Source organism: Priestia endophytica (assembly GCF_026790145.1).
Classification (GTDB): Bacteria; Bacillota; Bacilli; order Bacillales; family Bacillaceae_H; genus Bacillus_I; species Bacillus_I endophytica_A.
Genome location: NZ_JALAMS010000022.1, coordinates 46,226 through 53,856, shown reverse-complemented (window position 1 = coordinate 53,856; position 7,631 = coordinate 46,226). Strand labels below are relative to the sequence as shown.

Genomic DNA, 7,631 nt, shown 5'->3' with positions numbered 1-7,631 from the left:
GAGTAGGACGTTGCCAGGCACTATACAAAAAGGCTGATCTATAAAAGATCAGCCTTTTTATGTATTTACAAAGAAAAGACAGGTTGTTTTCATTTATGGACCATGCACTAGAAGAATGTACTCTTCATATAATACGCTAATTAGTATTTCAGCCTATAATCTAGTTATCTTAAACTCTCTTAATGTGTATATTCTCTAAAGTGCTGGTTATACTGTATTAGTAAGAGGAGGGAGAAATAAATGAAGGCGAATCATCAAAAAGAACAATGTATGGTATGTGAGGAATATAGAGAAGAAGGTATTAGGATATTATTTTCTTTCCTATGTAGAGATTGTGAGAAAGAAATTGTGGATACAGAAACAAATGAAGTAATGTATGATTACTATGTGAAAAAACTAAAGCGAATGAATACATCTAAAGTTGAATTATAGTCTGCTTCTTACTTTAATAAAGAAGCAGTCTTTTTTTATCGTTATTCTATTGTTTCACAAGTTCTTTTTATTTGCTACTATTGGTTAAGAGAGATAAAAAAGGAATTGATAAAAATGACATCTCAATCAAACACTCCCTTATATTCTAAATTAGTAAATCATATGAGAACAGAACCTTCTTCTTATCATGTTCCAGGACATAAAAATGGAGAGGTCTTTCCTCTTCTTGGAAAATCATTTTTTCAAGATTTATTGAAAATAGACGCAACAGAAGTAACAGATCTTGATGACCTTCATGCTCCTGAAGGAGTGATTAAAGAAGCACAGGAATTAGCCAAAGAGCTATATAAAGTAGAGCAAACTTTCTTTTTGGTTAACGGTTCAACGGTTGGTAATCTTGCTTCCATTATGTCAGTGTGCAAGGACGGTGAACAGATTCTCGTTCAACGTGATTCTCATAAATCTATTTTAAATGCTTTGAAGTTAACCGGAGCTCATCCTTTATTTTTAACTCCAGAGATTGATTCTCAAACTGGATTTTCACTAGGAATAACAGAAAATGATATAAAGGATGCTATTGAGAACTATCCAAACGTTAAAGCTATAGTACTTACAAATCCAAGCTATTATGGTGTTTCTAATAATCTTTGTTCCATTATTAAGCATGCACATGCTAAGAGGATACCAGTTATCGTAGATGAAGCACACGGAGCTCATTTTATTTTAGATGGCTTTCCAATCTCATCTGTCGGTTTAGGAGCAGATATAGTAATTCAATCAGCTCATAAAACATTACCAGCAATGACAATGGGATCATACTTACATGCTCAAGGTGACCTTATTGATAAGGAGGAACTTTCCTATTTTTTATCAATACTTCAATCAAGTAGCCCTTCATATCCTATTATGGCTTCTTTAGATTTAGCTCGCTTTTATCTATCCTCTTTATTAGGGAAAGAAGATTATATTCTTCATTCATTAAAGAAATTTAGAGAAGAAATAGCTTGTATAGATGGTATAACTGTTCTAAAGCCTGATTATGTTAATATTAGTCATGATCCCCTAAAGCTTTCTATAAGTCTTGATGGATTATCAGGTTATGCCCTTCAAGCTTTATTAGAACAGCGAGGTATATATAGTGAGTTGGCAAATGAAAAGAGCGTACTATTTATTTTGCCGTTAACAACAAATTTTTATGATGAAAAATTGATCCATAGCCTTAAAGAGATTGCTGCACAACAAGTGTCTCAATATCAGGAACAGGCAGTTTCAAGCTTCTTCTTACATAACTTTAGAAAAAATGTACATCCTCTAGATGTGACATATCAAGAAGGGAAAATCTTGAAAAGAAGAAAGGTTCATATAGATGCGGCAAAAGGAAAAGTAACAGCTAGAAATATTATTCCTTATCCACCTGGGATTCCTCTTTTCATGGAGGGAGAAAAGTTAGGGGAAGATGGGATTTCTTACTTAAAAAAATTAATAAGTGAAAATGTACATATTCAAGGAATACAAAAGCCTGAAAGTGAAATTGAGATTTTTGTACGAGAGGACGAGGAAGTATGACAGAACGTTTTATTACCTTTGAAGGACCTGAAGGAGCAGGGAAAACTACTATTATAAATAAGCTACAGCAAGAATTAGAAAGTCGCAGTATTCCAGCTATTTTTACAAGAGAACCTGGGGGAATTGAAATCTCCGAAAAGATTAGAAGTATCATTCTAGACAAAGAGCATACAACAATGGATGGCAGAACAGAAGCTCTTCTTTATGCCGCAGCAAGACGTCAACATTTAGTTGAAAAGGTTATACCTTCTTTAAAAGAGGGAAAGTATGTTATATGTGACAGGTTTATTGATAGTTCTTTAGCTTATCAAGGTTACGCAAGAGAAATTGACCTAGAAGCTATTCTTTCCATTAATTCTTTTGCAGTTGATGGCTATATGCCTGATATTACATTTTACTTAGACCTTGATGTTGAAGCAGGATTAGAAAGAATAAATCAAAATAAAGATCGAGAGGTAAATCGTCTTGATCTAGAAACATTAAATTTTCATAGGAAAGTTAGAGAAGGTTATCTAATTCTTCAAGAGAAATTTCCAGAAAGAATCATAAAAATTGATGCAAATCGAACAGTTTCTGAAGTTTTTGAAGATGTACTTTATCATTTGCAAAGGAAGTATAAACTCTGAAACATTTCGTCATAAGAGAAAATTTCTTGATATAATAAAGAAAAATATGAGAACTATGAGAACTATATAACCTTATGGAAAGGGAGTATGTAAAATGAAACTTGTTATAGTAGTGGTTCAGGATACAGACAGCACAAAATTTTTAGATGCGCTCGTAGAAAATAATTTTCGTTCTACAAAGCTTTCGAGTTCAGGGGGTTTCTTGAAATCTGGAAACACAACGCTTATGATTGGTACAGATGATGATCGTGTTGATGAGCTTTTAGAGGTAATTAAGAATAACTGTCAAAACCGCAAGAAATTCGTTTCTCCACTTTCACCTATGGGTGGTAACGTAGATTCTTATATTCCATATCCTGTAGAAGTAGAAGTTGGTGGTGCAACAGTCTTTGTATTACCAGTTGAAGCTTTCCATCAGTTCTAAAATGAAGGGATAAAAATGAAAATTAATCAAGATGCTCCATTATATATTGAGCAAGATAGACAACAAAGTCAGAAGGTCACGTCTTCCCCGCTAAAATTTCAGGATCTCGTTGGAAAACAGGCAAATAAACTACAGCTACAGCAGCTTATGGCAGGAATTGAAGACCAAGGACAGCGCCTTGCTCGCTCTCAAACATTACGGGAAATGGCTAAGTATAAGATGCTTATAAGGCGTTTTATTAAGGAAGCTGTAGAATTTGGATTGGATCTTAAGGATTCTAGAAGTTTTAGTTATGATGGACAGACCCAAAAACTAACAACTGTTGAAGAGATTGATGAAAAGTTAATGGAGCTTACTAAGGATATAACAAATCAACAAGCAGACTCGATCTCTTTACTAAAAAAGTTAGGTGAAATTAAAGGCCTTTTAATTAATTTATATATGTAATTTGAAGTGAGTGAGAATCGTGAAAAACTGGAGAGAACTTGAAAACATTCAACCAAAAGTGATGAAAATGATTGAGAACAGTTTAAACAAGGAACGTGTCTCGCATGCATACTTATTTGAAGGCGGACGGGGCACAGGAAAGAAAGATGTAAGCTTTCAAATGGCTAAAAGTTTATTTTGTACAAATAGGGATGGAGCTAAACCTTGTTCTACTTGTTCAAATTGTAGACGGATTGAATCACAGAATCACCCTGACATTCATTTCATTTCTCCTGAAGGTCAGTCTATTAAAAAAGAGCAAATTCAATATTTACAAGCAGAGTTTCAGAGAACAGGTGTAGAGTCAAGAAAGAAGCTCTATATTATCGAACATGTTAACAAGATGACGCCAAACGCAGCAAACAGCTTATTGAAGTTTTTAGAAGAACCGCATGCAGACACATATGCTATCTTATTAACTGAGCAGATTCATCAGTTACTTGATACAATTGTGTCAAGATGCCAAGTACTTTCATTTCAACCACTTACTCCACAAGTTTTAGTTGATACCCTTGTTGAACATAGCGTCTCTCCTTCTACTGCGCAGTTATTATCTCACTTAACAAATAGCCTTGAAGAAGCTTTACAGTTAAATGAAGATGAATGGTTTGGACTTGCACGAAAGTTAGTGATAAAATTAAATGAAACATTAGTAACAAGACCAGAGCAAGCTCTGTTTTTTATCCAGGAGCAGTGGATTTCCCATTTCAAGGATAAAGAGCAGTATGAGAAAGGCTTGCATCTCCTTTTACTATTGTATAGAGATTTAGTGCAGTTACAGGCTGATAATGAACAGACTATCGCTTTTATAGGTTATAGAGAACAACTTAAGAAGCAGGCTTTGCAAACAACACAAAGAAAAAGTGTTCAACGTTTGGAAGCTGTGCTAAAAGCTAAGCAGAAGCTAAGCTCCAATATGAATCCACAGCTATTAATAGAGGAGCTGGTGTTGGAATTACAGGAGGGATAGGAGCTTGTATGAAGTAGTAGGTGTTCGCTTTAAAAAAGCGGGGAAAATATATTATTTTGATCCAGGAGAGCTTAAGGTTGATAATGGGGAATATGTTATCGTTGAAACTGTTCGAGGGGTCGAGTTCGGAAAAGTAGTCATTGGCAGCAAAAAAGTTGAAGAGGATGATATTGTTCTTCCACTGAAGAAAGTGATTCGAATTGCTAATGTAAAAGATAAATTGAGCGTAGAAGAAAACCGACAAGCAACAAAGAAAGCTTATGAGATATGCGTAGAGAAAATTGCTTATCATAAACTTGAAATGAAACTTGTAGACGTTGAGTATACGTTTGATCGAAATAAAGTAATTTTTTATTTTACTGCGGACGGACGCATTGATTTCCGTGAATTAGTTAAAGACTTAGCTTCTATTTTTAGAACGCGGATTGAACTTCGCCAGATTGGTGTAAGGGATGAAGCCAAGCTTTTAGGTGGTATCGGACCTTGTGGTCGCATGCTTTGTTGTTCTACATTTTTAGGAGACTTTGAGCCTGTGTCTATTAAGATGGCAAAAGACCAAAGTTTATCTTTAAATCCTACAAAGATTTCAGGGTTATGTGGCCGTTTGATGTGCTGCTTAAAATATGAGAACGATGAATATGAGAGTGCAAAAGAAGAATTACCTGATGTAGGAGAGTCTATTAATACGCCAAATGGAAAAGGGCGCGTTGTTGGGCTGAACTTACTAGAACGTATTTTACAAGTAGAACTCTCTGATCGAGAGCGAGTTGTGGAATATACGTTAGATGAAATTATGCATGAAGGGGCTATTTCCATTCAAGCCACTGATCAATGAGGTGTATAGGTTTGGATAAGAAAGAGATATTAGATTCTGTAATGGGTATGGAAGAGCAGATTGGATATCTGTCAAAACAACTAGGAAGCTTAAAAGAACATCTTGCTGAACTCATTGAAGAAAACCATCACATGACGTTAGAGAATAAACATCTACGAGAGAGACTTGAAAGAACGGAAACCAAATTAAAATCCAAAAAACCAAAAGAAAATGTACAAAAACAAATTGATATTGGTGAAGGATATGATAATTTAGCTCGTTTGTATCAAGAAGGTTTTCATATTTGCAATGTTCACTACGGAAGTGTTCGGAAAGAAGATTGTCTTTTTTGTTTATCTTTTCTAAATAAAAAGTAAAAGGGGTGCCTAAGGGCACCCTTTTATACGGCTTTAAAAGCAAGAAAGGGAAATGATAATGGTCAATTTAAAACATGATGAGCGTTTGGATTACTTATTAGGAGAAGAGCGTTTGCGTATTATTCAAAGTCCAACCGTCTTCTCCTTTTCTTTAGATGCCGTTTTGTTGGCTAAATTCACATATGTGCCAATTCAAAAAGGAAATATTATCGATTTATGTACGGGAAATGGAGTTATTCCTTTTCTTTTATCAACACGTTCTAAAGCATCAATTACTGGAGTTGAAATTCAGGAGCGACTCTATGATATGGCTAATAGAAGTAATAAATATAATGAGCTACAAAAGCAAATCTCTTTTATTTTAGGTGACTTAAAAGAGATGCCAGCAATGCTTGGAACAGGAAAATATGACGTTGTAACATGTAATCCTCCATATTTTCCAACTCCTCAAAAGGAAGAAAGAAATAAAAACGAACATTATGCTATTGCAAGACACGAGATTTTATGTGATTTAGAAGATGTTATAAAAGCGAGTAGTGCCCTTGTAAAACAAGGGGGGAAAGTAGCGCTTGTTCATAGACCAGGACGTTTATTAGATATTATCACCTTAATGAGAGAGTATCGTTTGGAACCAAAAAGAATTCAATTTGTTTATCCAAAGGAAGGGAAAGAAGCGAATACCCTCCTTGTAGAAGGAATAAAAGATGGAAAGCCTGACTTAAAAATCTTACCGCCTCTATTTGTGTACAATGAAAAAAATGAATATACGAAGGAATTAAACAAAATTCTTTATGGGTGAGCATTTTTTCTATGTTTTAGAATGTAGGGATAAGAGTTTTTACGGTGGATATACAAATAACATGGAAAGACGATTAGCAGTGCATAATGAAGGTAAAGGTGCAAAGTATACTCGTGCCCGCCGTCCTGTTATTTTATTGTACAAAGAAGAATTTGAAACAAAAAGTGAGGCAATGAAAGCAGAATATGCTTTCAAAAAACTAACAAGAAGAGAAAAAGAACGGTTTTTAGAAGAAAGGAAGAATGAATGATGTGGCAACAAAAAAGCTATCAGCAAAATAGTGAAAAAGGGTCATTATATTTAGTTCCAACTCCAATTGGAAATCTAGAAGATATGACATTTCGTGCTATTCGTTCATTAAAAGAAGCAGATTACATTGCAGCAGAAGATACGAGACAAACGAGGAAGCTCTGCAACCATTTTGAGATTGAGAAGAGCATTATAAGCTACCATGAACATAATAAACAGCAAAAAGGAAAAGAAATCATTGATGATTTGCTGCAAGGTAAAACAGTCGCTCTTGTAAGCGATGCAGGTATGCCATGTATCTCAGACCCTGGAGTTGATCTTGTTGAACTAGCTTTACAAGAAGAAATTGCCGTTATCCCATTACCAGGTGCAAATGCAGCTCTAACATCTCTTATTGCTTCTGGCTTAAATACAGAGCATTTTATGTTTTACGGATTTTTACCTCGTCAAAAGAAACACCGTAAGGAAATTATAGAAGAGCTCAATAAGGAAAGAAGAACCCTTATTTTTTATGAAGCTCCACATAGATTAAAAGAAATGCTTCTAGCTATTCATGATGGCATGGGAAAACGCAAAGCCGTTATTTCCCGAGAGCTTACGAAGAAATTTGAAGAGTTTATTAGAGGTTCACTAGAAGAGCTAATTGATTGGTGTAATGATGGAGAAGTACGCGGGGAATTTTGCGTTATAGTTGAAGGGAATCAAGGAGATATAAAAGATGATGAGGAAGTCTGGTGGGTTTCTCTATCGATAATTGAACATGTTGATCATTATATACATAAGGGTCAATCAAATAAGGAAGCACTAAAAAGTGTTGCAAAAGATCGGGGAATATCCAAAAGAGAAGTTTATCAAGACTATCATATAAAATAAAAAAAGAGAGGAATT

11 protein-coding genes are annotated in these 7,631 nt (G+C 34.8%); all 11 read left to right on the top strand.

Annotation, left to right across the window (positions count from 1 at the left end; genetic code table 11):
* Positions 1-240 precede the first annotated feature (240 nt).
* The 11 genes from MOC86_RS18020 to rsmI all read left to right on the top strand — a co-directional run bounded on the left by MOC86_RS18020 (position 241) and on the right by rsmI (position 7,616).
* Positions 241-432 carry a sigma factor G inhibitor Gin gene (locus MOC86_RS18020; RefSeq protein WP_113754014.1) on the top strand — a complete coding sequence of 64 codons (192 nt, stop codon included), beginning with the start codon at positions 241-243 and terminating at the stop codon, positions 430-432.
* A 114-nt stretch (positions 433-546) separates the two neighbouring features.
* Complete coding sequence (locus tag MOC86_RS18015) at positions 547-1,998, top strand: aminotransferase class I/II-fold pyridoxal phosphate-dependent enzyme (protein ID WP_268585372.1); 1,452 nt, start codon at positions 547-549, stop codon at positions 1,996-1,998.
* The gene (tmk, locus tag MOC86_RS18010) at positions 1,995-2,624 is read left to right on the top strand and encodes a dTMP kinase (protein ID WP_268585371.1); all 630 of its coding nucleotides are present in this window, start codon (positions 1,995-1,997) and stop codon (positions 2,622-2,624) included. The genes MOC86_RS18015 and tmk overlap by 4 nt, the downstream gene beginning before the upstream one ends.
* A gap of 94 nt (positions 2,625-2,718) precedes the next feature.
* Positions 2,719-3,048, top strand: a complete 330-nt coding sequence (locus tag MOC86_RS18005) for a cyclic-di-AMP receptor (protein ID WP_019395145.1) — start codon at positions 2,719-2,721, stop codon at positions 3,046-3,048.
* Between the two features lie 15 nt (positions 3,049-3,063).
* On the top strand, positions 3,064-3,495 hold the full coding sequence (locus MOC86_RS18000) for a YaaR family protein (protein ID WP_268585370.1): 432 nt from the start codon (positions 3,064-3,066) through the stop codon (positions 3,493-3,495).
* Positions 3,496-3,511: 16 nt separating this feature from the next.
* A complete protein-coding gene (gene holB, locus MOC86_RS17995) occupies positions 3,512-4,504 on the top strand; it encodes a DNA polymerase III subunit delta' (protein WP_268585373.1) in 993 nt (330 codons plus the stop codon).
* A gap of 4 nt (positions 4,505-4,508) precedes the next feature.
* A complete protein-coding gene (locus MOC86_RS17990; RefSeq protein WP_019395142.1) occupies positions 4,509-5,339 on the top strand; it encodes a PSP1 domain-containing protein in 831 nt (276 codons plus the stop codon).
* 11 nt (positions 5,340-5,350) lie between these two features.
* Entirely contained in the window at positions 5,351-5,695 is a 345-nt protein-coding gene (yabA, locus tag MOC86_RS17985; protein ID WP_019395141.1) for a DNA replication initiation control protein YabA, read from the top strand.
* A gap of 58 nt (positions 5,696-5,753) precedes the next feature.
* A complete protein-coding gene (locus MOC86_RS17980) occupies positions 5,754-6,494 on the top strand; it encodes a tRNA1(Val) (adenine(37)-N6)-methyltransferase (protein WP_243516031.1) in 741 nt (246 codons plus the stop codon).
* A complete protein-coding gene (locus tag MOC86_RS17975; protein WP_268585368.1) occupies positions 6,487-6,744 on the top strand; it encodes a GIY-YIG nuclease family protein in 258 nt (85 codons plus the stop codon). Before MOC86_RS17980 ends, MOC86_RS17975 begins: the two co-directional genes overlap by 8 nt.
* Positions 6,744-7,616, top strand: coding sequence for a 16S rRNA (cytidine(1402)-2'-O)-methyltransferase (gene rsmI / locus MOC86_RS17970; protein WP_268585367.1), 873 nt, complete (start codon positions 6,744-6,746; stop codon positions 7,614-7,616). Before MOC86_RS17975 ends, rsmI begins: the two co-directional genes overlap by 1 nt.
* The last annotated feature ends 15 nt before the right edge of the window (positions 7,617-7,631 follow it).